This window comes from Microbispora sp. H10830 (genome assembly GCF_014161375.1).
In the GTDB taxonomy this organism is placed as follows: Bacteria; Actinomycetota; Actinomycetes; order Streptosporangiales; family Streptosporangiaceae; genus Microbispora; species Microbispora catharanthi.
The window spans coordinates 18,660-44,647 of sequence record NZ_JABBWX010000033.1; the positions used below are offsets into that span (position 1 = coordinate 18,660).

Genomic DNA, 25,988 nt, shown 5'->3' on the forward strand with positions numbered 1-25,988 from the left:
CCCGGCCGCTGAGAGGCCGCGGGTGGCGGGTGGAGCATGAGCCCTCGCCCGCCACCGTGACGCCGGCCGCGGCCGGCGTCACGGTGGCCGCCCTCTCAGGAGCCGGCTTCCTGGCCCATCGCTCCGCGTACGCCGGGACGGCGCCTGCCCCACGAGCCCACTATGTGGACGCGCATCGCGGCCGCGGCGCCCTGGGCGTCGCCCTGGAGGATCATCGACTCGATCTGCCGGTGCTCGGCGAGCGACTGGAGGAGTTCCTCCCTGTTCGGGTCGCCGTTGTACCGGCTCGACAGCCGTGCCTTGGCATGGATGCCGTGGATGATCGCGTGACCGAGGCGGTTGCCGGAGGCCAGCATGATCATCTCGTGGAAGGCGACGTCCTCCCTGCCGTAGCGATCGGGGTCGTGCAGGGTCTCCGCGAGGACGTTCGCCTGCCTTTTCAGCGCCTCGGCCTGAGCCGGTGTGATCACGCGCGCGCACTGGGCCGCCATGTCGCACTCGAGCGCCGCCCGGACGTTGACGAGGTCGTCGAGGATGGACAGGTCGCTGTCGTACCGGATCTGCGCCTCGAGGACGAGGGGGTCCAGCAGGTTCCAGCCGATGGGCTCGAGGACCCGGGTCCCCCGCCCCGGCGTCGCCTTGACCAGGCCCTTCGCCTCCAGAAGCTTGATCGACTCGCGCACCACGGTGCGGGAGACGCCGAACTCCTGGCACAGCTCGGGCTCGGTCGGGAGTACGGTCTCGACGGGATAGGCCCCCGACACGATGCGGTCGACCAAATGCGTGACAACGGTATCGCCCAGGCGCCTGGGGCGTCGGTAGCTGGGCGGCTCCAGCGAGGCGTGGGAGGTGCTCCCGGTTAGACCGGGTTGAGAGGACGCGGCAGTCACTGGGCCTCCTGGAGGATCATCACCAGCCCAGTATACTCGCCTGCGCATATGTAATTCATATGATGTAATCAATGACACTTTGCGCCACATGGGCGAAGGCCGTCGTGCGGTCATGACGACTGCCGCAACGACATCACCGCCCACGGCGCGAGTTCGACGTCGAGGTCGAGCACACCGGTGCCGGGCACGGTCAGCGTGAACCTGAGGAGCGAGTCGGCGACTTTGCTCAGGTGCTCGCTCTCGGCCCGGGACGGGTTGAGCGGCGATCCGAGCCGATACCAGGCCTCGGCGGCGTTCCCGTGCTCCCAGTCCACGATCTCGACGAGGAACGCGCTGCCCGGCTCCAGTCCGCCGATCGAGTGCCGGATCCTCCGGCTCGGCCCCATCTCGGCCAGCGCGCGTGTCGCCGCGTACGAGTCCTGCGACCGGACGCCCCTCATGCCCATGTCCTCGGGGTAGTTGAAGAACACCGCCGACACGGCCGACGTCCGGCTGTCACGGGTCACGACCCCGTCGGACGTCGCCAGGAGCAGCCGGTCACCGAGTCGTTCCAGCATCCTGAAGGCGTGGAACGTGGGCTTGTGAACACCCCCCTCGTTCACAAGGCCGAACCCGCCGTGGAACGGCCCGATGCCGGCGCCCCCCTCCTCGAAGACGTCCGTGAAGGTCCAGTAGGAGATCGAGTCGGCGAGGGTGGCGCACTGCAGATACGACCGCGTGATGGAGGTCGCCGCGAACAGCGTGTCGTGGATGAAGTCACGGGATGACGGCGACGTCGACCACTCCGTGATGTGGATCTCCGCATCGGGGTACGCGCTGTCGCTCACGAGCTTGCGCAGCAGGGTCAGGTCGTCGAACGTGGCGTCGGCGTACCGGGTGATGTGCACCGCCTCGCCGTCGGCGGCGAACGCGAAGTCGGTGGGGTACGTGTGCGTCGAGACGAAGTCGATCGGAAGTCCGCGCTCCGCGCACCAGGCGATGAAGTCCTCGATCCACACCGGGCGCCAGTCGAGCGCGTCCACGTCGGAGGCGGCGGCCGTCTCGTGCGTCGCGGCGCGGTCCTCGACTTCGCCCTTGTAGCGGTCGTCGGGCACGAAGACGCTCGTCGCGGGCCCGCCCACCTTCAACGCGGGATCGATGTTCTTGATCGCCGTCACGGTCTGCTCGTAGAGCTCGAAGTACTCGGTCTTCGTCCCGGTCCAGAAGTGGGGAACCAGGTTCGGCTCGTTCCACACCTCGAATCGCCACTCCCGCACCTCGTCGAGGCCGTAGCGGTCGATCCAGTGCTCGACCGACCTCGTGACCAGTTCGACCCAGCGCGCCATGTCCTTGGGCGGGCTGCAGTGAGCACCCCACCAGAACACCGTCTCCGTCTCCGTCGCCAGCTCGCGCGGCATGAAGCCCAGCTCGACAAATGGACGGACCCCGCAGTCCAGGATGAAGTCGAACACCTTGTCCACGTAGCTGAACGTGTACACGGGCTCGGCAAGGGGGGCGTTCGGCCCGAAACCGCCGCCATAACTCTCCCGGTACACGAACATGTCGTCGTGGAAGACGCCGTGGAAGCGGATGTACTGGATGCCGCATGCGTCGACGACCTCGGCGAACTGCCGTTGCCAGTCCGCGCGCAGTGCCTCGTTCGCCCGTCCGGCGCCGATACACCTGCTCCAGACGTGCGGGAACGCACTGTCGTCACATAGCTTGCCGTCGATCCTCAACCGGGATTCGAACACACCGTCGCTCGTCATGCCTCACTTCTCTTCACAACTGGTTTACGGGTGGGAGATGGCCGGCGGTAGGCCGCGCCTAGCCCTTGATGGCGCCCAGCGCCAGACCTGACTGCCAGTATCGCTGCAGGCTGAGAAACGCGATGATCAACGGCACGATCGTCAGCAGCGCGGACGTGATCACGAGATTCTGGACGAGGGCGCCGTTCCCTGCCGACGAGCCCAGCTTGTTCCACTGGTTGATTCCGACGGTCAGCGGATACCAGGCGGGGTCCTTGAGCATGATCAACGGCAGGAAGTAGTTGTTCCAGATCGATACGAACGAGAAGAGCAGGACCGTCACGCTCGCCGGCGCCAGCATCGGGAGCGCGATCCGGAGAAAGGTCCTGAACTCCCCCGCGCCGTCGATCTTCGCGGCCTCGAGCAGGCCGGTCGGCACGGCTTCGGCCGTGAACACCCACATCAGGTACAACCCGAACGGGTTGATGAAGGACGGGATGAGAACCGCCCACGGGGTGTTGGTCAGGCCGAGCTGCGCGAACAGCAGGAACTGCGGGATCGCCAGGGCGATGCCGGGGACCGAGATCGATCCCAGCACGACGAAGAGGAACACCCGCTTGCCCCGGAAGTCGAGCTTCGCCAGGGCGTACCCGCCGAGGGCCGCCAGGAAGGTCGACACGGTCGCACCCACGACCACATAGAGGAGGGTGTTGAGAAGCCACCGGGAGAAGATCCCGTCCTGGTAGGAGAACACCTCCACGATGTTGTCCCAGAGGGCGAACTCGCGACCGGGTGCGAGCCCGAACGACGAGACGAAATCGGCCTGCGACTTGGTCGCGTTGATGACGAGCCACACGAGCGGCAGCAGGCAGTAGAGGGTGAACAGGACCGTCATCACGGTGAGAGTCGTGCTCTTCTTGGGATTGTCCACCGTGTAGAGCCGGCGTCCGCGACCGGAACGACGGTTCGGCGCGCCGGAGGCGTTCCCGGCCCCGGCTCGCGGGCTACTGATCGGACGCATTCCTCAACCCTCTGATCTGGACGGCGTAGGCGACGGCGATCGTGATCGCCGCCATGACGAGCGCGAGTGCTGCCGCATAGCCCTGCTGAGACCCGGTGAACGCCAGGTTGTACGCGTACAGGTTGGGCGTGTAGAAGGTCGTGACGCCGCTGTTGGCCACCATGGTGGGCAGGATCTGCGGTTCGTTGAACATCTGGAACGTGCCGATGATCGAGAAGATGATCGTGACGACCAGGGATCCGCGCAGCGCCGGCAACTTGATCGCGCGGACGACCTGGAACTCGTTCGCCCCGTCGATCGCGGCCGCCTCGTACAGTTCGCGCGGGACGGCCTTGAGCGCGGCGTAGAAGATGAGCATGTTGAAGCCGGTGAAGGCCCACGTCACCATCAGCCCGATGGAGATGAGCGTGGTTCCGGGGGCGAAGGGGTCGATGTCCGTGCCCAGGGCGTCGTTGAGGCTGCCGAACAGGCCGTACTTGACGCCGAGCAGGAATCCCCACATGAGAGTCGACACGATCGCCGGCACCGCGTAGGGCAGGAAGATCGTCGCCCTCATGAACTTGGTGCCGTGCACGCGCATGGAGTCCAGCGCCAGCGCCAGCGCCATGGAGAAGAACAGCATGATGGGCACCTGGACGAGGGTGAACCTGAGGACGCGTCCCACCCCGTCCCAGAACTGCGGATCCTGGAACAGCTTGCCGTAGTTGGCGAACCCGACGAACGTGGTGCCCCCGATGAGCCTCTCCTGGAAGAGGCTCAGGTAGGCGGCGTACAGGATCGGCACGATGAACACGAGCGCGAACAGCGCGCCGAAGGGCGCGATGAACGCCAGTCCGATCTGCGACTTCCGGCGCTTCCCGGCCGGCGCCGGATGCCGTTCCTCATCCGGCGACGCCATGGCCGAAGGGGTGACGTCGAACCGACGTGCCAGGTCCATGTCCGTGTTCCTTCCGATCCAACGCATTGCCCGGCTCGCTTCTGCGCCGGCTGTCGTGCGGCGACGGCTGTGCCGCACGCGGCCCCCGCCGCGACGAGGAACCACTAGTCCACTTGGAAGCCCTGCTCGTTGCCGTACTGGATGCAGCGCTGCTTCCACTGTTCGAGGATCTCGGCGAGCTTGACCTTGCCCGACGTGTAGAACGGTGACGCGATGTCGCCGTAGATCGAGCGCGCCCACTCGAAGAACGGCGGATACTGCCAGCCGCTCCCGACGGTCTCCGATGCCTCGGCCAGCACGGCGCCGACCTTCTGGTCGCCGAAGTACTTGTTGGCCTTGCCCTGGAACGCGTCGCTCTCCAGCACCGAGGTGTTCGGTACGAAGGCTCCCGCGTCGACGCGGGACGACAGACCGCCGCCGTGCGTGAAGTACTCGAGGAACTTGAACGCCGCGTCCTTGTGCCCGGCCGCGGCCGGGATGCCGAAGGAGCTTCCGCCGTTCTCCGCCCCGACCTTGTCTCCCTGCTTCCACTGCGGCATCAGGGCGACCCTGAAGTCACCGGCGGCCTTTGGCGCGCGCTCGGGCAGCGTCGAGGTCAGCCAGCCGCCCATGGTCTGGGTGGCGAGGCTTCCGTCGTTGAGCGTCCGGTTCCAGTCGTCGGACCACCCCGTGATCTTGGTGTTGATCAGGCCCTCGTCGAGCATCTTCTGCCAGAAGGCCACGGCCCTGGTCGTGCCCTCGTCCGTGAAGTCGATGTGCACCTTGTTGCCGTTCACCGTGAACGGGCGACCGCCGGCCTGCCAGATGAGCGACAGCAGGAAGAAGATGTCCCCCGTGTCCTGGGCGATGTAGTGGTCGCCGCCGAGCGCGCGGATCTTCTTGGCGGCCTCGTAGTACTCGTCCCACGTGGCCGGGGCCTTGTCCATGCCGGCCTTCTTGAGCGTGGCGGAGTTGTAGAACATGGCCGACGGCCCGTAGTCGGACGGCAGCGCGTAGACCTTGCCGTTGACCGTCACATCGCCCCACGCGGCCGGGACGTAGTCGTTCTTGAACTTCTCGACGCCGAACTCTCCGAGGTCGGCGAGCTTGCCGGGAATGGCGAAGTAGGGCACCGCGAAGTACTCGAACATCACGAGGTCGGGCACACCGGAACCGGCCTGGATGGCGTTGTCGAGCGCCTTGTACTCGTCCTGGGACGAGCCTCCGTTGACGACCTCGACCTTGATGTTCGGGTTCGCCGCCTGGAAGCCGGGGACGGCCTTCTCGACGGTGCCGTCCCAGCTCCAGACCGTCAGCTTCACCTGCTCGTCGCCGCCGCCGCTGCCGGCCGCCTTGCCGCCGCCCGAGCCGCCCGAGCATGCGGCCAGCGCGACCATCGGCACGATTACTGCGGAAAGGAGCCTTGCCTTCTGGGAGAGCCGCATGGGCCTCTCCTCTCACCCAGAGGATGGTTACGAAAATATTTCGCAACTTGTTCGTTGCTGCCAGGACAGTAGGTGGTGTGTCTGTCCGGTGTCAACGGGTGGACAAGGGAGAATGCCTGGCAGCAATTGACGGATAGGGCGCGTGGTAGATTTCGAAATAGTTTCGTAGCCCCGAAAGGAGCCCTGATGCCACGGCGAGGTCGTTCCGAGCGAGCCACCTTGGCGGATGTCGCCCGGCTGGCCGGTGTCTCGCCCACGACCGCGTCGAAGGTCCTCAACGGGCGCAGCGATGTGGGGCCGAAGACACGCGAGCTCGTCCTCGGAGTCATGGCCGAGATCGGCTACAAGCCGACGGCGGCGCGTCACGAGCAGACACGGGACCGGGCCCTCGTCACCATGCTCGACTTCGTGGAGTCCCGTTATGCCGGGACGGTGCTCCAGGGGATACTCGTGGCCGCGACCTCCGCGCAGGCCGAACTCCTCCTCCGCCTGCCGCCCCGTGAGCCGATCAGCACGAACCGTACGGCGGCCCGTGCCTGGGTGGAGGAGCAGAAGGCGTCCGGCGTCGTCGGTGTCATCGCGCTCGCCGTCGCCGTGCCCGACGCGGTGCTCCTGTCTGCGGAGGATCTCGAGGTGCCCGTCGTGACGATCGACCCGATCGACACGACCGAATCACGTGTCGTCAGCATCGGCGCCACCAACTGGGCGGGCGGTCGCTCGGCGACCGAGCACGTCATCAGGCTCGGCCATCGCAGGATCGCCTGGGTCGGCGGCCCGCTGGGCTCCGCCCCCTCGGTGGAACGCTTCCACGGCTACCAGGCCGCGCTCGACTCGGCCGGCATCACGCCGGACCGCACGCTGATCCGCCATGAGGCGTTCTCCGTGGAGGCGGGCCTGCGGCACGGCCGTGACGTCCTCTCGCTCGACGAGCGGCCGACCGCCGTCGTCGCGGGCAACGACGAGATCGCCGTCGGCGTCCTCGCCGCGGCCAAGGAGCTGCACATCGCCGTCCCCGGCGAGCTGTCGGTCATCGGGTTCGACGACACACCGCAGACCGAGTGGACCACGCCCCGGCTCACGTCGGTCCGGCAGCCTCTCGTCGGCATGGGCCGGATGGCCGTCGAGACCGTCCTCGGCATGGCGGACGGCGTCCAGCCCGCCTCCCGGCACCTCCAGCTCGCGACGACCCTCAGCGTCCGCGGCTCGACGGGCCCCGTCCCGCCGCCCTGATCCGCCCGCCCAGGTTCGGCGTCCCCACGCCGTCTCAGCTCATCGTGAGGGACGCGCCGAAGTGGAAGGCGGCGAGCCGGAAGTCTCCGTGCAGGCTCAGCCGCAGGTCGTGCACGCCTTCCGGTGCCGTCCCCAGGTCGCTCGCCACGGTCGTCCACGCGTAGCGGTCCCCGGTCACGGGCACGGCGATCTCCGCCAGCAGCCGGTCACCGGCGTGGAACTCCAGCCGGGCCGCGCCGGGGCCTGCGCCCTCGCGGGCGACCTCGGCCTCGACCCGGATGGCGTCCGACAGGTCGGCGGAGCGGAACTCCAGCGTCGCCGGTTGCGCCGGATCGGCCGCGGTGACCGCGTCACCGGCGGTGCGGGTGGCGTCGACGATGGCGATGCCCGTGTGGTCGTCGAAGTCGACGGCCGGGGTGCGCCGGCCGACGACCGCGCGGGGTGCGGGGGCGGGGCCGCGCACGGTGAGCGGTGCCGTGCCGACGATGTCACCGGCGGAGCGGCCCACCATGACCTCGTAGGCGCCGGGGTCCGCGGTGAAGGCGCCGGTGGCGACGTCCCAGTGGGCGAGCTGCTCCGCGCGCAGGCGGAAGGTCAGTTCCCTGCTCTCACCCGGAGACAGACGAACCTTGCGGAAGTCGGCGAGCCGCAGGCGGGGAGCCTCGTAGCGGGCGTCCAGCGCCCGGACGTAGAGCTGCACCACCTCGGATCCGGGCCGCCCGCCGATGTCGGTCAGCGTCAGCGAGACCTCCACCACACCGTCCTGGGCAATCGTTCCGGAGGAGAGCCGCAGGTCGCCGTAGGCGAACTCGGTGTAGGAGAGCCCGTGGCCGAAGGGGTACAACGGGGCGGCCCGATGGTACTGGTAGGTCCAGCCGCCCTTGATGATGTCGTAGTCCAGCGGGTGCGGCAGCTCGTCGTCGCCGCGGTACCAGGTCTGCGGCAGCCGTCCGCCGGGCTCGGCCTCGCCGAGCAGAACGGCGGCCAGCGCCCGGCCCGTCTCCTGCCCGCCGTGGGAGGTCCACACCACGGCGGGCAGGTGCTCGTGCGCCCAGTCCACGGCGTACGGATAGCTGCTCATCACCACGAGCGCGGTCTGCGGGCGGACGGCGGCGACCGAGCGGAGCAGCGTCTCCTGCCCCTCGGGCAGCACGATGTCCCGGCGGTCCTCCGTCTCACGGCCGTTGATCAGCGGGTGGTTGCCGAGCACCACGACGGCGACGTCGGCGGCCTCGGCTGCGGCGCGGGCGTCCGCCGTACCGTCGCGCAACAGCTCCAGCTCCCAGCGCTCGGCGTCGGCGGAGGCTTCCGCGGTGACGCCGACCCGCAGGTCGTCGGGGTCGACGACCGCGTACAGCCCGGTGCGGACGTTACGCAGCACCACGCCATCGGGAACCGGCTCGAGCCGGAAGGTCTCGTTGACGAACCAGGTCTTGAGCACCTCCCGGTCGGCGACCAGCGAGCCGTCGTCCTGGCGGCCGAGGTAGCGGCCGGTCTCGGCGTCGCGCAGCGTGAGCACGCCGCCGCCCCAGTCCACGACGTCGAACGCGGTCCTGCCCAGCGGCTCCCCGGTGGTGCGCGAACGCAGGACGATCCGGTCCGCGCCTTCGACGCGGACGACCGCGCCGAGCGCCGCTTCGAGCCCTGCGGCGACGGTGATCCGGTAGGGCATGGTGCCGCTGTACCAGTCTTCGAACAGCGTGTCCGAGAGCGGCCCGATGACGGCCACTCGCGGTGCGCGCTCCAGAGGCAGCACGGGCAGCAGCCCGTCGTTCTTGAGCAGCACCACCGACTCCGTCGCGGCGCGCAGGGCGAGAGCCCGGTGCTCGGCACAGTCGATGACCTCGGGACCGATGCCGGCATAGGGGTCGAGGTCCGGGTCGAACTCCCCGAGCCGGAAGCGAAGCGAAAGTTGCCGTCGCACCGCACGATCGATGTCGTCCTCGTCGATCAGTCCCCTTTCCAGCGCCTCCCGCAGCCTGCCGACCGGGACCGCGCTGTCCTCGCCGTGGTCGGTGAAGCTGTCGATGCCGGCCTTGAGCGCGGCGGCATGCGATTCGGCGTGGTCGTCGAAGTAGTGCTCGGGATCTACCAGGTTGGACGGCGCCTCGGCGTCGCTCACCACGAACAGCTCGTGCCCGGTCGGCTCGGCCCAGCGCCGCAGCTCCGTCTCGATGAGCGGGCCGACATGGCAGGGACGGCCGTTGACCAGGTTGTACGCGGCCATCGCGCCGGTGGCCGCGCCCGAGGCGACGATCGGCCGGAATGCCGCCAGGTCGTATTCCCGCAGCACCCGCGGGCGGACACCGGACGAGGTGACGCACCGGTCGTCCTCGTTGTTGTACGCGAGGAAGTGCTTGAGCACCGGAGCCGCACGCAGGTAGGCCGGATGGTCGCCGGTCATGCCCGTGCAGTAGGCCACGCCGAGCCGCGCGGTGTGCACCGGGTCCTCGGAGTAGCCCTCCTCGTTGCGACCCCAGCGCGGGTCGCGCAACAGGTTCACCACGGGAGCCCATGCGTGCAGGCTGTTGGGGCCGGGGCCGGTCAGGGGCGGGCGGTGGCGGTGGAAGGCGCGCAGCTCGGCCGAGACCGCCTCCGCGACCCGGCGGACCAACTCCTCGTCCCAGGTCGCTCCCAGTCCCACCGCCTGCGGGAACACCGTCGCCACCCCCTGCCATGCGACGCCGTGCAGGGTTTCGCTTCCGGTCCGGAACGAGGCGATGCCCAGGCGCGCCACGGCCGGCGCGTACTGGTGCAGCATCGTGATTCTTTCATCGAGGGTGAGTCGTCCGAGCAGGTCGTCGACGCGCCTGTGGATCGGCAGTGCGGGGTCCCGGAAGGGAAAGGCGCCGGCCGCGTGCAGAGCGGGGGAACTCACGTGCAGACCTCTAAGCAGGCTCGATGGGAGGGGTGGCGAAGCGCTTCGACGCTGCCACGAGCCCAGCGAAGGTGTCAATGACGGACGCAGAGAAAGTTTCGTTTATGAACTGCCCTTGTTTTGCCGGAAACACGTCATTAGTCTCGCCGCAACATAGAAGCGCTTCGACGACTTCGAAGGGTACGGCCCCCCACCCATGAGACCCGAGTTGAACCGCAGGAGCTTCATCGCCATCGCCGCGACGGCTCCCCTCCTCGCCGCCTGCGGCGGCGCGGCGCAGCAGAAGACCGGCGCGAACACCAAGACCGGACTTCAGGCGGCGCTGCCGTCCTACGTGCCCAGCACCTCCGTCACGCCGGACATCCCGTCGGTGGCGGGCGGAGCCGGAGCCGCGACCGATCCCGCCTTCCTGACCTACCCCTCCAGCCCGGTCGCCACCGTCCGGGGCGTTCCGGGCAGGGGCGGCGCCTACACCGCCGTCACCCCGCTGTGGGGCACGGTCCCGCCGGCGGAGAACTCCTTCTACGAGGCCATGAACAAGGCCCTGGGCGTCACCCTCACCATGAAGCCGGCGGACGGCAACAACTACAACACCATCATCCCGACGATGACGGCCGCCAAGCGCCTGCCCGACTGGATCCAGCTGCCGACCTGGTGGAACGCCAACTTCAACGTCGGCGGGCTGGCGGGGACGCAGCTCGCCGACCTGACGCCCTACCTGGCGGGCGACAAGATCAAGAAGTACCCGAACCTCGCCGCCATCCCCACCGGTGCCTGGCAGACCGGCGTGTGGGGCGACAAGCTGTACGGCATCCCCTCCTTCTCCAGCAGCTTCGTCGTCGCCGGCGCGATCTTCTACCGCCGCGACATCCTGGAGGCGAAGGGAATCACCGCCGGCCAGGTGCGGTCCGCCGACGACATGATGAACCTGGGCAAGGAACTGACCGACGCCAAGCGCGGCGTGTGGGCCTTCGACGACATCTGGACCTACTTCTTCCCCGCCTGGAACGTCCCCCTCGTTTGGGACGTCCAGGACGGCAAGCTGGTCCACAAGTACGAGATGCCGCAGTTCTTCGAGGCGCTCGACTGGCACTACCGCCTGGCGCGGGCCGGCTACGTGCACCCGGACGCCGTCGCCGGGCAGAACGCGAACGGCAACACCCGCTTCTACTCGGGGAAGACGCTGATCAGCGGTGGCGGCACCGGTGCCTGGAACCTCCCCGACCACCAGTCCGGCACCGCCGCCGACAAGGACTACCGCCGCGGCGCGTTCGACTTCTTCGCCGCCGACGGCACGAGCGCGCCCCGCGTCGCCATGGGCCCCTCCACGAATGTCGTCAGCTATCTCAACAGCAGGCTGAAGCCGGAGCAGATCGAGGAGTTGCTGGCGGTCGCCGACTATCTGGCCGCTCCCTTCGGCTCGGCCGAGTACACGATGGTCAACTTCGGGGTCGAGGGCGTCCACTTCACGATGAAGGACGGCGTGCCGACCGCGACCGAGGACGGCAAGAAGTTCGTCCAGTCGATGACCTTCCCGTTCCTGGCCTCGCCGCCCAACGTGATCAGCAACCCCGGCGCCGACGTCGTCACCAGGGACTACGCCGCCTGGCAGGCCGCCAACGTCAAGGCGCTCTACAAGCCGGTCTTCTGGAACATGAACATCAGCACACCCCAGTCGCTGTCTGCGGCCCTCGCGGCGCAGCCCGTCGAGGACGCCATCAAGGACTGCTACCACGGCAAGAAGAAGGTCTCCGAGGTCCAGGCCGCCGTCGCCACCTGGAAGACCAGCGGCGGGGACCGGCTCAAGCAGTGGATGACCGACAACGTGCTGAACAAGTACGGCACGGGCCAGTGAGCACGACCCACCCGCGGGAAGGACGTCTGGGCCGGCGGATCAGGCTGCGGCGCGACCGGTCACTGCTGATCATGGTGGTCCCCGCGATCGTCCTGCTGGTGGTCTTCAACTACGCCCCGATGTTCGGGCTGCTCACCGCGTTCCAGTACTACGATCCGCTGGTCGGGGTCTGGAACAGCGAGTGGGCGGGCTTCGACCAGTTCCACCGGCTCTTCGCCGACCCGCTGTTCTGGGGCGCGCTGAACAACACGCTCTACCTGAGCCTGGTCCAGCTGATCCTGTTCTTCCCGATCCCGATCGCGCTGGCGCTCCTGCTCAACTCGGTGCTCAGCGAGCGGGTGCGCAACTTCGTCCAGTCCGTCGTCTACCTGCCGCACTTCTTCTCGTGGGTGCTGGTCATCACGATCTTCCAGCAGATGCTGGGCGGCGCGGGCGCGCTCAACCAGTTCCTGCGCTCGCACGACCTCCAGCCCTGGGACATCATGACCAATCCGGACACATTCGCGCTGCTGGTCACCTCTCAGGCGGTGTGGAAGGAGGCCGGCTGGGGGATCATCGTCTTCCTGGCCGCTCTGTCCGCCATCAACCCCGGCCTCTACGAGGCGGCGGCCGTGGACGGCGCCGCGCCCTTCCGGCGGATGTGGCACATCACCCTCCCCAGCCTGCGCGGAGTGATCGTACTGATGCTCGTGCTCCGGCTCGGGGGCGCGCTCTCGGTCGGCTTCGAGCAGTTCCTCATCCAGCGCGACGCCGTCGGTCACGAGACGGCGGAGGTGCTCGACACCTATGCCTTCTACTACGGCATCACCACGGCCGACTACAGCCTGGGCGCGGCGGCCGGGCTCTTCAAGAGCGTGATCTCACTCCTGCTCATCTGGGGCGCCAACAAGCTGGCGCATTCGTTCGGCGAGGACGGGTTGTACCGGAGATGACCAAGGTGTTCACCCTCGGGGGTGGCAAGAGAGCGGTGGCGGCACCCCGGGCGCGGGCGGCACGCCCGCCCTGGCAGGAGCGGCCGACCGTCGCCGGCCAGTCCGCCAAGGGCATCACCCTCGGCGGCGTGCTGGCGGTGATGCTGGTCCCGCTGTGGATCGTCGTGGTGACCAGCCTGTCCACTCCCGGTGCCGTCAACCGGGCCGGCGGCCTCGTCGTATGGCCGGACGGCCTCACCTTCCAGGCCTACCGGGAGATGCTGACCGACCCGACCGTACGCACCGCGCTGGTGGTCAGTCTCGGCATCACCGTCGCCGGCACGGCGCTGTCGATGGTCGTCTCGATCCTGTGCGCCTACGGGCTGTCGCGGCCGCGCTCGCTCGGGCACCGCCTCATCCTGGTGCTGCTGATCGTCACGATGTTCGTCAGCGGCGGCCTGATCCCCACTTTCCTGGTGGTGACCGGATTGGGCGGCTACGGCCAGTGGTGGGCGTTGATCCTCCCGAGCGCGGTCTCGGTCTTCAACATCCTGGTGCTCCGTTCCTTCTACGCGGAGACCTCCGCCGAGTTGATCGACGCGGCACGGATGGACGGCGCGGGCGACTGGCGGATCCTCTGGTCCGTCGTCCTGCCGACCTCGCGCGCGGTGACCGCGGTGATCACCCTCTTCTACGCCGTCGGCTATTGGAACTCCTTCTTCAACGTCATGCTCTACATGCCGACCGACAGCGAGAAATGGCCGCTGCAGTACGTGCTGCTCACCTATGTCAACCGCGGTGTCGGCATGCCGGGCTCGGTCAACTCCGGCTTCGGCATGGCGCACGCGCAGACCGCTCCCCTGTCTCTGCAGATGGCGGTGGTGGTGCTGACCCTGGTGCCGCTCCTGATCGTCTACCCGTTCGTCCAGAAGCACTTCCGCACGGGTGTTCTCACGGGCGCCGTCAAGGGGTGAACCGGCCCGGCCGCCGGGGAGCGGAGCGGTTCCACGCTCCGCCTCAGGCCGCTCACCGGAACCGACAGAAAGGGGCAGGAACCTCACGATGGCGACCATCGCCGATGTGGCCAGAGCGGCAGGCGTCTCCCCGAGCACGGTCAGCTATGTGCTCAGCGGCAAACGCCCCGTCTCCGCCGGCACCCGGCGCCGCGTCGAGCGTGCCGTGGCCGAGCTCGGTTACCACCCCAACGCGGGGGCCCGGGCACTGGCCGGCAAGCGCTCGCACATCATCGCCCTGGCCGTGCCGCTGCGCGGCGACGTGTACGTGCCGATCATGCTGGAGATAGCGACCTCCGTCACCATGACGGCCCGCAGGCACGGCTACGACGTACTGCTGATCACCAACGACGAGGGCCCCGGCGGAATCCGCAGGCTCGCCGCGAGCGGTCTCGCCGACGCCGTGATCCTCATGGACGTCGAGCTCGACGACAAGCGCATCGCGACGTTGGGCGACCTGCGCACCCAGGCGGCGCTCATCGGCCTGCCCGAGGACGCGCGCGGGCTGTCGTGCGTCGACCACGACTTCTCCGCCGCGGGCGCGTTGTGCGCGGACCACCTGGCCGACCTGGGCCACCGGGACAGCGCCTTCATCGGTTACGGCTCGGGCATCTATCAGCGCCACGCGGGGTATGCCGAGCGCACGCTCGCGGGGTTTCGCAGGCGTGCCGAGGAGCGCGGGCTGCGCTTCCTCCATCGTCCCTGTGAGGGGACCTACGAGAGCACCGCCCGGGCGCTCGGCCGCATCCTCGCCGACCGGCCCGAGACGACCGGTTTCGTGGTGCAGAACGAGGGAGCCATCGGGCCGCTGCTCAGCCTGCTGCGCGACAGCGGGCGGACGGTCCCGGAGGACGCGTCGGTGATCGCCCTGTGCCCCGAGCACCTGGCCGAACAGCACGCGCCCGCCCTGACGGCGGTGACCGGCCCGGCCACGGAGCTCGGCCGTATCGCCGTCGAACAGGTCATGGCGCGGATCACCGCCGCGGTGCGCGGCGAGCGGCCGGACGACCAGCTCGTACTGCTCCCTCCCACCCTGACCGTCCGTGAGAGCACCGGCCCGGCTCCGCGGCACATCCTCCGTCACTGATCCCGTCCCCGGCGGCGGCGCGGACCGCGGAGACCAGAAGGCCGTGCCGCTGCCACACACGACGACGCGAAGCCCACCCGGTCGCACATCGCGAGCGGTGACGTCGACCGAACCACCGATGAAAGGACCAGACGGGGTGTCAGACCAGTCTCAGACGGCCCCCACCGTCGCCAATCCCGTGATCCCCGGGTTCCACCCCGATCCCAGCATCTGCCGCGTGGGCGACGACTACTACCTCGTCTGCTCCAGCTTCGAGTACTTCCCCGGCGTGCCCGTCTTCCACAGCCGCGACCTCGTGCACTGGACGCAGATCGGCAACGCCCTTGAGCGGGCGAGCCAGTTGCGGCTGCCCGCCGACACGCCGTCCTCGGCCGGGATCTACGCCCCCACGCTGCGTCATCACGACAGCCGATTCTGGCTGGTCGTCACGAATGTGAGCACCGGTGGCGGCAACATGCTGTTCACCGCCACCGACCCGGCCGGACCCTGGTCCGACCCGATCCGGTTGCCCGGCGTCCGCGGCATCGATCCCGACCTGGCCTGGGACGAGGACGGCACCTGCTGGTGCACGTTCGCAGGGATCGAGCAGGTGCGCATCGATCCGCAGACGGGGGAGACATTCGGGCCGCAGCGCAAGCTCTGGTCCGGAACCCCAGGCGCCGCCTCCCCGGAGGCGCCGCACCTCTACCGGATCGGCGCGTACTGGTACCTCCTCATCGCCGAAGGCGGCACCGAGCGGGGCCACGGTGTGTCGATCGCGCGTGGGCCCGCGCCGACCGGGCCGTTCGAGCCGTGCCCGGCGAACCCGATTCTGACGCACCGCGGTTCCGACCGCCCGATCCAGAACACCGGTCACGCGGATCTCGTACAGGCCCCCGACGGAACCTGGTGGATGGTGCTGCTCGGTGTGCGGCCTCGCGGAGGCACTCCCGGCTGGCACATCCTGGGGCGCGAAACCTTCCTGGCCCCGGTGAGCTGGGTCGACGACTGGCCTGTCGTCGGCGAGCTCACCCCCGACATGGCCGCTCCCGCGTGGCCGCTGTCGATCGCCCCCGAGGAGGTCGGCAGGGACGACTTCGACCTCCCCGAGCTGCGGCCGTACTGGATCTCTCCGCGAAGCCGTCCCGACGGGCACTGCACCACGAAGGAGCGGGCCGGCTGGCTGACCCTTCGCGCTCGCGGAGCGTCTCTGGACGACACCGACGCGACCTTTCTGGGCAGGCGTCAGCGGCATCTGGCGTGGCGCGCCCGCGTACGGATCGACCCCTCCTGGGGACGCGGCGGCCTGGCGGTCCGGCTCGACGAGCGGCACCACTACGAGATCGAGGCGTCGGACGGCCAGGTGCAGGTGGTCGCGCGCATCGGCCCCCTGCGCACCGTGGTCGCCGCGCGGCCGGTGCCCGCCGGGCCGCTGGTGCTCGGCGTACGGACGGCCGAAGCGCAGCCGCCTGACGACGCGCGCACCGGGCCCGACGCGCTCTCGTTCGGCGTCGATACGCTGGACGGCGCGTTCACCGAGCTCTGCACCCTCGACGGACGCTACCTGTCCACCGAGGTGGCCGGCGGCTTCACCGGCCGGGTGGTCGGCATGTACGCCGCGGCCGGCAGCGTCCACTTCGACTGGTTCGACTACGACCCGCTTCATGTCACCTGACCGAATCGTCCAAGCAGCGCGTGCGTCACGGATCGCCGGCACCGGGGAGCTGTAAGCTGGACCGTCTGAGAAAGTTTCGTCGACAATTTCGGATAGCTCGTGCAGGAAGCCGGCGCGCAGGCGGGTGTGTCCGCATCGGTCTGAGCGGCGCCGACGGCCCCCCGGCCGTCGGCGCGGGTGCCAGAATGGCCCCAGACCGTGTAAGGAAGGCCGGGTGCCCCCGGCGACGACGACGTGGCGGACTCGCCGTTGACGAGGAAGGGTGACCGTGACGGACAACCGATCGGACGGACTTGCGGCCGACGAGCAGAGCTCGCAAGGTGGCGGGCCGGGATCGGTGACCATCGCCTATATCGCCGAGTCCGCGGGGGTCTCGATCCCCACCGTGTCAAAGGTGATCAATGGGCGCTCGGGGGTGTCGGCTCAGACTCGCGCCCGCATCGAAGAACTGATCAACCAGTACGGATACCGCAAGCCCACGGGCAACCGGACCAACATCGTGGAACTGGTGTTCCGCGAGCTCGAGAGCATGTGGGCCGTGGAGATCATCCGTGGGGTCGAGCGGGTGGCCCGCAAAAGCCGTGTCGGGGTCATGGTCTCGGAGTTCGGCCTTCACGACTCGGCGGCCATGTCCATCGACGACACGGTCGGCCGCCGCCCTCAATGCGTCCTTTCGGTGGCGCAGCTTTCCCCGGCGGAGCGCGACCAGTTGACGTCGAAAGGCATCCCGTTCGTCGTCTTCGACCCGATCGATGAGCTTCCGGACGACGTTCCCTTCGTGGGCGCCACCAACTGGAGAGGCGGTCAGGCGGCGACTCGGCACCTGATCAAACTGGGGCACCGCCGCATCGCCATGATCAGTGGCCCGGATCACCCGTTCTGCCGGGCTCGACTGGCCGGCTACCTCTCCGCACTGGCCGAGGCCGATCTGCCCGCGCATCCCGACCTCGTGGTCCGCACCCTGCTCACGCGTGAGGACGGCTACGCCGCAGCGCGCGACCTGCTCTCCCGGCCTGACCGGCCCAGCGCCATCTTCACCGCGAACGACCTGCAGGCGCTCGGCGTCTACCAGGCCGCCCGAGAGCTGGGGCTGTCCATCCCCCAGGATCTGAGCGTGGTGGGATTCGACGATCTGCCGGTCGTGGCCTGGGTCGACCCGCCGCTGACCACAGTCCACCAGCCGTTGAGCGAGATGGCGGTCGCCGCGACCGAGCTGGCGCTGGCCCTCGGGCGCGGCGAGGAGATAACACAGGTGGGGTTGGAGATCGCGACCACCCTCACCGTCCGGGGCAGCACGGCGCCCCCCAAGGGCTGAGCGATTGAACGGGGGACGTGGCCGGCGTCGGCAGCACGGATCGAACCGATTCGTCCGGTCGGCACGCCGGCTGGACGTGTCGTGCACGTCCGGCCGGCGTGGGTGAGCGGCGTGGGTGACCTTGGAGGCCTCGCTCGTCGAAGCGTCAGCTTCGGGTCCACTTCTGGTTGTTTCCGCCGTTACAGGTCCACAAGACGATCTTGGTGCCGTTGGCGGTGCCCGCCCCGTACGCGTCGAGGCACTTGCCGGACTGCACACCGGTGACGGTGCCGTCGGGGTTGACGTTCCACTGCTGGTTGATCCCGCCGTTGCAGTCCCAGATGACGACCTGAGTTCCGTCGCCGGTGCCCTGGCCGTAGGCGTCCAGGCACTTGCCGCCGTAAACCCGCAGTTCCTTGTAGGGGGTCCGCGTCCACTGCTGGTTCGCCTGGCCGTTGCAGTCCCACAGCTGCGCCTGCGCGCCGTTCGCCTGGGAGGCGCCGCTGACGTCCAGGCACCGGCCGCCGTTGAGGCTGCGCAGCGGGCCGCTCGTGTCGGCAGGCGTCTTTATCGGCCCGTTGAAGGTCAGCTTCACCACGTACGCGAGCGCCGAGTACGGCCGGCCAGGCAGGGTGATGCGCAGGCCGGAGGAGTCCTGGGTGCGGGTGGGCAGATCGATGTAGGTGCCGGCGGTGTCGCCGATCATCTCGACCTTGCTCAGGTTGGACAGATCCATCCTCCCGGCTGCCAACGAGGCGAGGTTCAGCGTCGAACCCGGCCAGCCGAGCACGGCCGCGTACAGGACGGTGTTGTCCTTGCTACGGGTGTAGCGGATGTCCTGCGCCGTGCCGGCCCGCGGTTCGACGAAACTGCCGCCGCCCATCTTGGTGGGGCCCTCGCCGTAGACGGTCCAGGCACGGGTGGAGTAGATCGACTCACCGTTGCGCTTGAGGTAGGCGCCGATGGCGTTCAACAGGTCCTTCTGGGCCTGCGGGATCGACCCGTCGGCCCTCGGCGAGATGTTGAGCAGCATGTTGCCGTTCTTGCTCACCCGGTCGATCAGCGCGTGGACCAGCGCAGCCGAGCTGTAGTACGTCATCCCGCCGGTGTAGGACCAGGATGGATTGCTGACGGCGTCGTCGGTCAGCCAGTAGGGAGACTGGATATCGGCGGGGCCGCCACGCTCGAAGTCGTACACCTCGCCTTTGGTGTCGAAGCCGTCCTTATAGGTGGCCACGACCTCCTTGCCCCACTGGTTGGCCTGGTTGTAGTAGTACGACAGGAAGGCGAGCCGCTTGGCCTCGTCCACCAGGTAGAGGCCGCCGTCCTGCCAGATCATGTCCGGCTGGTACTTGTCGACGATCTCCTTCAGCTTGTCGTACCACAGCTGCTGTTCCTCGGCGGAGCTGAGCTGCCCGTACAGCTTCTTCAGGGAGGTGGTCTGCTGGGGAGGCACGTGGTCGTAGTAGCCGGTGAAGTTGTACAGGTGGTGCAGCGAGACCATGAACTTCAGGTTCTTGGCGCGGATCGCGTTGGCGAACAGGCCGACCAGGTCGAGCTTGGGTCCGCGGGCGACCGAGTTCCACTCGTTCACCTGGCTGTTCCACATGGAGAAGCCGTCGTGATGCTCGGCCACGGGACCGGCGAACCTCGCGCCGGAGTCGGCGACCAGTTGCGCGAACTCGTTCGGGTCGAAGTTACCCCCTTGGGACTTGAGCTTGGGCGCGAACTGCACCCAGTTGCCCGCCTTGTCCCGCGCACCGTCGATGAAGTAGTGGTACGGCCACACCGAGGGATCGCCGTAGACGCTCTTGTGGTGGTTGTTCTCGCTGGAGCCGTCGATGTACATCGTGCGGGGGTACCACTCGGTGCCGTACTCCGGCGTGGCGAAGGCGCCCCAGTGCCAGTAGACGCCGAACTTCGCGTCCTGGAACCACTCCGGGGCGGCCGGGTGCTGGTCCACCGAGGCCCAGGTCGGCTCGTACGTGGAGGGGGCGGCCGTGGCCGTACCGCTCAGAGACGAAGCGGTGAGCAGGGCTCCGGCGAGCAGAGCGGTGCCGGCGAGAGCGGTGCGCCGGCGTAGCCCGGACAGCTTCACGGGGGGCATGCTGTCTCCTGTCGTGTGAGAGTCGTATCGATTCGATGACGCGGAGCGCCGGTCGCGGGCCGGATGGAAAGGGCACGTTTCTCGTACGACCAGGCGGTGCGGGCCGTCCGGCCCGCACCGCAGGCGTGTCAGTACGAGTAGGTCGTGGTGCAGACGGTCCCGTTCAGGGTGAACGAGGCGGGGGGCGGGTTGGCGCCGGTCTGGTTGCCGACGAACCCGAGGCTGACCGTGTTGCCGCCGTTCGGCGCGAGGTAGGCGTTCGAACTGGTCGGCGTGACGACCACGTGCCGGCCGTCCGTCGAGAAGGTGCCGTTCCAGGTGCTGTCGGAGACGGATTCGGTCGCGGCCGGGAAAGTGAACGCCAGCGTCCATCCCGTGACGGGATTGGGGCCGGTGTTGGTGACGCCGATGTTCGCCACGAAACCGCTGCCCCAGCCCGTGGCGAGGTTGTAGGTCACGGCGCAGGTGCTGTCGCGCGGCGTTCCCGTGATGAAGCTGACCGGCTTCGAGGGCATCGAGAGATAGCCCTTCTGGTCGGAGGCGAGCACGTTCAGCGTGTAGGAGGTGCCGGGGACCAGGTTGCGCGCGGTGAACGAGGTCGAGGTCGACTCGCCGAGCAGCACGCTGTTGGTGCCGAACTGCTGGTAGACGGCGTAGCGGGTGACGGCGCCGCCGCTCGACGGCCGCCAGGAGATGGTCGCGGTGGTGGCGGTGACGTCGCTCGCCGCCGGGCTGCCGGGCGCGGTCAGCGTGGTGTCGACCGGATTGGTGGCCGACGGCGTGAGCTTGAGCGTCACGATCGAGTACGGCGGGATGACCTGCGTGCTCGCGGTGCCCTGCGTGGATGTGACGATCGAGGTGTACCCGGAGCCGAGGGTGTGGACGGTCGGCGTGGCGCTACTTGGGGTCCAGCCGTCGTAGCCGAGGTGCACGGTGTAGGAGTTGCCGGGGTCCTGGTTGACGAGTTCGACGCTGAGGCCGCCGTCGGCGTTGCGGGCGGCGTGCACGGTGACGAGCCGGTTGTCGGAGGCGGCCTTGACCAGCGTGTCGCCAGGCAGCGCCACCTTGCCGAGCATCTGCAGCGCGTAGTAGGGCGCGAACGGCGTGTTCAGCGGTGGTTCGCAGACGTTGTCGCCGTTGCAGTTGCCGCTCGACAGCAGGCCGCCGTCGCCGTACGACGTCGACCCGTCGGGGGCGGTGGTGACGTCGCCCATGCCGTTGCGGGTGTCCCAGTAGTCCACGGTGAAGACGCCGTTCTCCAGCGCGGCGAAGTAGACGTCCGCGGTGAACAGGCCGCCGACCTGGGTGTCCGATTGGTAGTTGGACGAGGTCTCGGTCAGTGCGATGCCGATGTCGGGGCCGTTGCGGCCGGCGTACTGGTTGATCTGCTGCCGCAGCTGCTCCAGCTCGCCGGGAAGCAGCCGCACCTGCTGGAGGACGTCCGCGGCGGTGGTGTGGTTCGGGTAGTAGTGCATGATCACGAAGTCGATGTACGGTCCCGCGATCGACAGCACCGTCTGGTTCCAAGCCGCGCTGTCCCCGTCCCCGACGACGCCGTCGGGCCAGTTGCCCGGATCGGTGACCACCGCCCCGATCTTGATCGTGGGATCGACCGCCTTCATCGCCCGGGCGTACTCCACCACGTTGTTCGCGTACGTGGCCGGCCCTTTGCTGTCGTGGTAGTCGAGCTCCCAGTCGGCGCCGTAGTGACCGTTGCCGAAGATCTCGTTGCCGATCTCCCAGTACTTGACGCCGTACCCCTTGGTGACGTTCGCGTACTTCACCCAGTCGGCGGCCTCCTGGGCCGTGCCGGAGCCGTAGTTCGCGATGAGGATCGCCTGCGCGTCGATGGCCTTGACCGTGCCCATGAAGGAGTCGAAGTCCGTCCCCGGCGCCACCCACCCGCCGCCGGAGACGGTGCTGGTCTTCCAGTGGAAGCCGTCGCCGTACGAGCCGCCGGGATAGCGCATCATCTGCACACCGGCCTTGCCGAGGAGGTCCACCGATGCCGGGGTGTTCATGTTTCCGTCCCACACCGCCTGGTTGAGGCCGTACGCGGTGTCGGGCACGGTGCCCAGTCCTTCGCGGGCGTTGACGGTGACGTTGACGGTCTGGGTCTGCGCCTGAGCCGCCGTAGGCGGCGTCGTGAGGACGGCGCCGACGAGGGCTACGGCCACGCCCACGGCGAGCCGGCGCCGCCGTCCGCGACCGCGGAGAAACGACAGGTCCACTGGTTCTCGCTTTCTGGAGTTCGCCCGTGCTGGAGAAGCCGGGAGGGCGTTTTGTTAGCGCTAACACGCGTTGTCCGAGTAATTTCCACCGCTGGCCGGCGTCGGACTCGGCGAGGTGCCCATCGCTCCGCGACGGGGGCCGTGGCCGGTGTTGCCGCGGCCCCCGTCGCCGGGTTCGTCAGCTGGTGCCGCCGGTCACGGTGGTGCCGGACTTGGTGATGTAGTACGTGGTCTGCGCCCCGCTCCAGAAGTGGAAGGTGAGGGTCACGCGGCCGTCGTTCACCTCAGCGAAGAAATCCGGTTTGAGGATGACGGTGTTCGCGCTGTAGTCGGGCTGGAAGTGGTCCCAGAACCCCTTGTACGGGGTCCAGTTGGCCGGTCCGGCGGGGCTGCCGTCGGCGTACTTGGCCTCCATGGTGGCGAGCTGGTCGCCGCGGAACTGGGTGGGGATGGCGAACGAGCTGGTCGTGCCGGTGGCGGCGGCCTGGGTCGGCGGGTCGGAGGTGATGATGCTGATCTGCCACGGCGCGCCCTGGGAGAAGCGGGCCTCGATGGTGGCGTTCACTCCGTAGGCACGGTTCCCGGCCAGCCGGGTGAGGGCCGCCGCGGTCAGAGTCAGCGTGTTGCCGGACACGGTGTAGTCGGCACCGTTGGCGAGGTTGACACCGTTCTGCCGCAGGCCCTGGAACGAGGTGCCGTTGGGATTGAGGGTGAGCGTCTTGCTCGTGATCGCCCCACTGTGCGGGACGTACACCTGATCGGACGAGGCCGTGCCGGATCGCGTGGTCCAGCCGGCCTTCATCATCTCGTACACGCCCTGGTCCCGCCATCGCAGCTCGTTGCGGTCCAGGAACGAACCCGCGTCCCAGAGCATGGTGGTGAGCTTCCGGGTGCGGGCGTGGTAGCCGACGGCCTCGATGTACTTCAGGAACTCGCCGCGTTCGATGATGCCGGGCCGGGTGTAGTCGTAGGCGAGCAGCGCCCATTCCCCGACGATCACGGGGATGCCGCGGGACACGAACGTGTTGTACACCCGGTCGAAGCTGCCGACCAGGTCCTGCTCGACGTTGCTGTCGTACCGGGTGCCGCCGGCGATGTTGACGCTGAACGGCCACCATCCGTAGAAGTGCACCGTCGCGGCGAGGTTGGGGTCGTGCAGTTGGTTGAAGGTGGTCGTCAGCGCGTCCAGCCGGGCCTGTTCGGCGTTGGTGTTCAGGGTGGGCAGCACGAGCAGCCGGGTGGCGTTGCCGCCGCCGGACTCGCGCACGAGGTGGACGAACTTGGTGTTGAGCTCGTTCAGCACCTGATCGCTCTCGGCGTCTCCCGAGGTGCCGGTGAACTGCGGCTCGTTGATGCTCTCGAACACCAGCTTCGGGGAGTAGTCGCGGAACGCGCCGGCGATCTGCGTCCACAGCGCGGTGTACCGGTTCATCACGGTCGTACGGTCGCCGGGGTATCCGTTGATCCACTGCCAGGAGTCGTGATGCAGGTTGATCATCACGTAGAAGCCCTCGGCCAGGGACCAGTCGACGACCTGGCGGACGCGGCTCAGCCAGGCGGCGTCGATGGTGTAGTCGGGCGCCGCACCGTGGTGGTTGCTCCACGTCACCGGAATCCGGATGCTGTTATACCCCTGGGACCGCACGTAGTGCAGCATCTCCCGGGTCGTCAGCGGGTTGCCCCACGCGGTCTCGTCGGGAATGGCGTCGAAGGTGTTGCCGAGGTTCCAGCCGGGCTGCATGGCGGCCACCGTGGCCATCGCGTCACCCGGCTGTGGCGACGGCGACGGCGACGGCGACGGCGAGGGCGAGGGCGACGGTGACGGGCTGGGCGACGCCGACGGCGAGGGAGACGGCGAAGGGGATCGCGACGGGCTGGCCGACGGCGAGGGGCTGGGGGATCGCGACGGGCTCGGGGACGGCGACGGCCCGCCGGTGTTCCCGGTGCAGGTGACGCCGTTGAGCGTGAAGGTGTCCGGAGCGGTGTTGGCCCCGGACCACGATCCGTTGAAGCCGAAGGAGACCGTCGCGTTGGTCGCGATGGCCGCGTTCCAGCTCGCGTTGACGGCGGTGACCTGCGCGCCCGACGCGGTGGTCGTCGCATTCCACGCCTGGGTGACCTGCTGCCCCGAGGGGAACGTCCAGGCGAGCTTCCAGCCGCTGATCGGGTCACCGAGGTTGGTGACGCTCACGTTGGCGGTGAATCCGCCCGGCCATTGGCTCGAGACCGCGTACGCCACCCGGCAGCCGGCCGCCGCCTGGGCGCCTACGGCAGTCAGCATCCCTGCCATCAGCAGCGCGACCACGGCGCCGGCGACCGCGCCGGCCCGCAGGCGGACTCTTCGTAACCTGTGCAGATTCAAGAGGGGACCTCCGTTGTCTTTTACGGGCCTTGTCGTGCCGGACGGCGGCCTGCGCACCGTGCAGCGGCTCCTCGCGTCGCAGTCGCATCAGGACTCGTCAGCCTTCGACCGCGTCCTCCCTGCCGTTGACCAGGGTGCGGTTGCGGTAGCGAAATCCCGGAAAGTCACTCTCGCGCCGTCGGCGTCGCCGAGCGCGCCCGCCACCGGGTCTCACAAGTACCGGGTGGGCACGCGGGACCCACGATTGAGAGAACAAGCCTGCGGATCTCGTCCACGCCATGCGCTCTCCTGTTGATGAACGGCGATACATCGGCCCGAGATCGCCGGCCCGCTCATAATGGAGCGAGACGCCGAAACGTGAGCACTTTCAGCTACGCAACAGAAACTAAAACTGCCGCGAAACATAGCATCACGGTCTGCGGTCAGCCACTGCCCCTCGCACAGTCGGCGGGCCGATGCGCGGGTGGCCTCACCGACGCGACTCTCCCAGCACGCGCTACACCTGTCGCCCCAGGTCAGCGGCGTTATCACCACCGTCCTCCGTGATTCGTCACAGGTGCGGGGACGGAGAGCCCCAAAGGGCTCTAGAACTAAATTCTGAAACTTTCACCGCAGAGCGAGGGGCGGGCGCCAGCCCCGGAGACCCTGTCGTCCCAGCGGAACGCAGCCACCGCCGGCGCGTCGGCCACCAGGGACTCCGGAAGGGGCGGCACCTGGGACTGCGAAGAATCGAGGCGGGGCGGGCGAAGACAGATCTGACGATTCGCTCCCCTTATCTCGTCGGCCATGAAAGCAGATAGCTCCGAAACTTGGCCGAGAAGCATCTCAATAATCGGATGTTTTTTCCCTCATCTCGGCACTCAGGACCAACCGATCCCGCCCGGAGCGCGCCCCGTTCTCAAATAGGTCCTGGCAGCACCCGATCAGCATCCCCGGGCACGACCGGAGCGGCATGGCTACAGATCGGATGTCTCCCCGGTGCGCGATCGCCCGCCGAAGTGAAACTTTCATGCGACACAGAAAGCGGCCTGAGGGAAACATCCCAGGTCTCAGGGCCGATACTCGCCGACGGTCATGGCGTTCGGGATGGGTCTCGTTGACCCCTGGGTCAAGGCCGTGTTTCGCTCCGGCCCACCACGCGGGTGAACCAGCCCAGTGCGTGTCACCTGAGGCACTCCAGCGGACCCACCCCTGTCAGGGCGGGCGCCGTCCGCATGGTCTCGCCTGCTTCCGCATCGCAGAAAGACATCCCAGGAGCTTGAGTGTCAAGCAGCGAGAGATCCGGAGTGTTGCGACCAAGCGGTCGCCTCGTCGTAGAGGGTGCCGGTCTTGAGGCAGCCGTGCAGGATGCCGACGAGGCGGTTGGC

At 68.3% G+C, this 25,988-nt stretch carries 16 protein-coding genes and 2 pseudogenes; 8 read left to right on the forward strand and 10 right to left on the reverse strand.

The window, feature by feature from the left end; translation table 11 throughout:
* Positions 1 to 95: 95 nt before the first annotated feature.
* The 5 genes from HHX35_RS41620 to HHX35_RS41640 form a co-directional block, all read right to left on the reverse strand.
* Positions 96 to 1,004: a FadR/GntR family transcriptional regulator gene (locus HHX35_RS41620; RefSeq protein ID WP_310739668.1), complete on the reverse strand. Its 909-nt coding sequence runs from the start codon at positions 1,002 to 1,004 to the stop codon at positions 96 to 98.
* Positions 1,001 to 2,638: a GH39 family glycosyl hydrolase gene (locus HHX35_RS41625; protein WP_182904109.1), complete on the reverse strand. Its 1,638-nt coding sequence runs from the start codon at positions 2,636 to 2,638 to the stop codon at positions 1,001 to 1,003. Before HHX35_RS41625 ends, HHX35_RS41620 begins: the two co-directional genes overlap by 4 nt.
* 58 nt (positions 2,639 to 2,696) lie before the next feature.
* The gene (locus HHX35_RS41630) at positions 2,697 to 3,638 is read right to left on the reverse strand and encodes a carbohydrate ABC transporter permease (RefSeq protein WP_182904110.1); all 942 of its coding nucleotides are present in this window, start codon (positions 3,636 to 3,638) and stop codon (positions 2,697 to 2,699) included.
* Positions 3,622 to 4,575: a carbohydrate ABC transporter permease gene (locus HHX35_RS41635; RefSeq protein ID WP_182904111.1), complete on the reverse strand. Its 954-nt coding sequence runs from the start codon at positions 4,573 to 4,575 to the stop codon at positions 3,622 to 3,624. Before HHX35_RS41635 ends, HHX35_RS41630 begins: the two co-directional genes overlap by 17 nt.
* A 104-nt stretch (positions 4,576 to 4,679) precedes the next feature.
* Complete coding sequence (locus HHX35_RS41640; protein ID WP_182904112.1) at positions 4,680 to 5,999, reverse strand: ABC transporter substrate-binding protein; 1,320 nt, start codon at positions 5,997 to 5,999, stop codon at positions 4,680 to 4,682.
* A 186-nt stretch (positions 6,000 to 6,185) separates the two neighbouring features.
* Between HHX35_RS41640 and HHX35_RS41645 the strand changes: the two genes are divergently transcribed.
* Positions 6,186 to 7,229 carry a LacI family DNA-binding transcriptional regulator gene (locus HHX35_RS41645; RefSeq protein ID WP_182904113.1) on the forward strand — a complete coding sequence of 348 codons (1,044 nt, stop codon included), beginning with the start codon at positions 6,186 to 6,188 and terminating at the stop codon, positions 7,227 to 7,229.
* A 34-nt stretch (positions 7,230 to 7,263) separates the two neighbouring features.
* Here the strand turns inward: HHX35_RS41645 and HHX35_RS41650 are convergent, their stop codons facing one another.
* Positions 7,264 to 10,107, reverse strand: a complete 2,844-nt coding sequence (locus tag HHX35_RS41650) for a glycoside hydrolase family 3 C-terminal domain-containing protein (protein ID WP_310739670.1) — start codon at positions 10,105 to 10,107, stop codon at positions 7,264 to 7,266.
* Between the two features lie 196 nt (positions 10,108 to 10,303).
* Here HHX35_RS41650 and HHX35_RS41655 point away from each other — a divergent pair, with 196 nt between their 5' ends.
* The 6 genes from HHX35_RS41655 to HHX35_RS41680 all read left to right on the forward strand — a co-directional run bounded on the left by HHX35_RS41655 (position 10,304) and on the right by HHX35_RS41680 (position 17,942).
* Positions 10,304 to 11,962 carry a Tat pathway signal sequence domain protein gene (locus tag HHX35_RS41655; protein WP_182904114.1) on the forward strand — a complete coding sequence of 553 codons (1,659 nt, stop codon included), beginning with the start codon at positions 10,304 to 10,306 and terminating at the stop codon, positions 11,960 to 11,962.
* A complete protein-coding gene (locus HHX35_RS41660; RefSeq protein WP_310739671.1) occupies positions 11,959 to 12,894 on the forward strand; it encodes an ABC transporter permease subunit in 936 nt (311 codons plus the stop codon). Before HHX35_RS41655 ends, HHX35_RS41660 begins: the two co-directional genes overlap by 4 nt.
* A complete protein-coding gene (locus HHX35_RS41665) occupies positions 12,891 to 13,847 on the forward strand; it encodes a carbohydrate ABC transporter permease (RefSeq protein WP_182904115.1) in 957 nt (318 codons plus the stop codon). Before HHX35_RS41660 ends, HHX35_RS41665 begins: the two co-directional genes overlap by 4 nt.
* 88 nt (positions 13,848 to 13,935) lie before the next feature.
* A complete protein-coding gene (locus tag HHX35_RS41670; protein WP_182904116.1) occupies positions 13,936 to 14,973 on the forward strand; it encodes a LacI family DNA-binding transcriptional regulator in 1,038 nt (345 codons plus the stop codon).
* Between the two features lie 136 nt (positions 14,974 to 15,109).
* Positions 15,110 to 16,627, forward strand: coding sequence for a glycoside hydrolase family 43 protein (locus tag HHX35_RS41675; protein ID WP_310739673.1), 1,518 nt, complete (start codon positions 15,110 to 15,112; stop codon positions 16,625 to 16,627).
* A gap of 337 nt (positions 16,628 to 16,964) precedes the next feature.
* Complete coding sequence (locus HHX35_RS41680) at positions 16,965 to 17,942, forward strand: LacI family DNA-binding transcriptional regulator (RefSeq protein ID WP_182904118.1); 978 nt, start codon at positions 16,965 to 16,967, stop codon at positions 17,940 to 17,942.
* Positions 17,943 to 18,087: 145 nt separating this feature from the next.
* On the opposite strand, the gene HHX35_RS41685 is transcribed toward HHX35_RS41680, so the two are convergent.
* The 3 genes from HHX35_RS41685 to HHX35_RS41695 all read right to left on the reverse strand — a co-directional run bounded on the left by HHX35_RS41685 (position 18,088) and on the right by HHX35_RS41695 (position 24,018).
* A complete protein-coding gene (locus tag HHX35_RS41685) occupies positions 18,088 to 20,028 on the reverse strand; it encodes an alpha-L-fucosidase (RefSeq protein ID WP_182904119.1) in 1,941 nt (646 codons plus the stop codon).
* A 128-nt stretch (positions 20,029 to 20,156) separates the two neighbouring features.
* Positions 20,157 to 22,259, reverse strand: a complete 2,103-nt coding sequence (locus tag HHX35_RS41690) for a cellulose binding domain-containing protein (RefSeq protein ID WP_220506516.1) — start codon at positions 22,257 to 22,259, stop codon at positions 20,157 to 20,159.
* A 178-nt stretch (positions 22,260 to 22,437) separates the two neighbouring features.
* Positions 22,438 to 24,018 (reverse strand): cellulase family glycosylhydrolase, encoded by a 1,581-nt coding sequence (locus HHX35_RS41695; protein WP_396781934.1) that lies wholly within the window; start codon positions 24,016 to 24,018, stop codon positions 22,438 to 22,440.
* Between HHX35_RS41695 and HHX35_RS45290 the strand changes: the two are divergent.
* Positions 23,999 to 24,130 (forward strand): annotated as a pseudogene (locus HHX35_RS45290) (hypothetical protein); the annotation flags it as partial. The gene HHX35_RS41695 and the pseudogene HHX35_RS45290 sit on opposite strands and share 20 nt — an antisense overlap.
* An 86-nt stretch (positions 24,131 to 24,216) precedes the next feature.
* Here the strand turns inward: HHX35_RS45290 and HHX35_RS45295 are convergent.
* Positions 24,217 to 24,549: pseudogene (locus tag HHX35_RS45295) on the reverse strand (cellulose binding domain-containing protein); the annotation flags it as partial.
* Positions 24,550 to 25,988: the final 1,439 nt, after the last annotated feature.

Excerpts from the sequence above, each read along its gene's own strand:
- HHX35_RS41620 (WP_310739668.1), bottom strand. The coding sequence starts at position 1,004 with ATGACCGCACGACGGCCTTCGCCCATGTGGCGCAAAGTGTCATTGATT.
- HHX35_RS41625 (WP_182904109.1), bottom strand. The coding sequence starts at position 2,638 with ATGACGAGCGACGGTGTGTTCGAATCCCGGTTGAGGATCGACGGCAAG.
- HHX35_RS41630 (WP_182904110.1), bottom strand. The coding sequence starts at position 3,638 with ATGCGTCCGATCAGTAGCCCGCGAGCCGGGGCCGGGAACGCCTCCGGC.
- HHX35_RS41635 (WP_182904111.1), bottom strand. The coding sequence starts at position 4,575 with ATGGACCTGGCACGTCGGTTCGACGTCACCCCTTCGGCCATGGCGTCG.
- HHX35_RS41640 (WP_182904112.1), bottom strand. The coding sequence starts at position 5,999 with ATGCGGCTCTCCCAGAAGGCAAGGCTCCTTTCCGCAGTAATCGTGCCG.
- HHX35_RS41645 (WP_182904113.1), top strand. The coding sequence starts at position 6,186 with ATGCCACGGCGAGGTCGTTCCGAGCGAGCCACCTTGGCGGATGTCGCC.
- HHX35_RS41655 (WP_182904114.1), top strand. The coding sequence starts at position 10,304 with ATGAGACCCGAGTTGAACCGCAGGAGCTTCATCGCCATCGCCGCGACG.
- HHX35_RS41665 (WP_182904115.1), top strand. The coding sequence starts at position 12,891 with ATGACCAAGGTGTTCACCCTCGGGGGTGGCAAGAGAGCGGTGGCGGCA.
- HHX35_RS41670 (WP_182904116.1), top strand. The coding sequence starts at position 13,936 with ATGGCGACCATCGCCGATGTGGCCAGAGCGGCAGGCGTCTCCCCGAGC.
- HHX35_RS41685 (WP_182904119.1), bottom strand. The coding sequence starts at position 20,028 with ATGCCCCCCGTGAAGCTGTCCGGGCTACGCCGGCGCACCGCTCTCGCC.
- HHX35_RS41695 (WP_396781934.1), bottom strand. The coding sequence starts at position 24,018 with ATGGCCACGGTGGCCGCCATGCAGCCCGGCTGGAACCTCGGCAACACC.